This window comes from Treponema sp. JC4 (assembly GCF_000260795.1).
Lineage (GTDB): Bacteria > Spirochaetota > Spirochaetia > Treponematales > Treponemataceae > Treponema_D.
On record NZ_AJGU01000133.1, the window covers coordinates 1 to 565 of the forward strand.

General features: G+C 48.7%; 1 protein-coding gene. It reads right to left on the bottom strand.

What is annotated here, in order from left to right; all coding sequences use genetic code 11:
- A partial coding sequence (locus tag MSI_RS13625; protein WP_039925189.1) for a VanW family protein occupies nucleotides 1-565 on the bottom strand: 565 nt, incomplete at both ends.

Consider the following 565-nt stretch of genomic DNA (forward strand, 5'->3'; position numbering starts at 1 on the left):
CCCATGAAACTCCCTCGGGAAGTATCCTGATTCCGTAGATCTGGGCATTCATGGTCTGATCGGCATACCACGCTCTGATTCCGATGGCATGATCGGAATTGTTCACGAACTTGTAATCAGGTCCCGGCCATGAAACAGTGGCATCTGTTCCCGGTGTTACATAAGTTGGTGCAAATGTATGTGAACGTCTGTATGTGGTTGTAAGTCCCGCTCTGAATACAGCATTGTACAGAGTTGATGATACCTGGCAGACGCCGCCGCCGACCTCTGTTACGACCTCGCCTTCATTATATGCCGGCGCTCCGCCGTAACCCTTCTCGGCTGTACGCTGTCCGACAACTGTATTGAAAGAGAACTCTTCTCCCGGCTGAAGGACTGTTCCGTTTATAGCTGCAGCCGCCTGCTTGATATTGCCGTTACGGATGGAATTTGCTGTGGTCTTCGTCGTAAAAGAACCTATGATCTCGTACTTATCTTTAATAGAAGAAACAGATGCGGAAACTGTCTTTCCGTCTGCCTCTATGCTTGCAGAATAGTTATGATCGTTTATGGCCTTCATGACCTT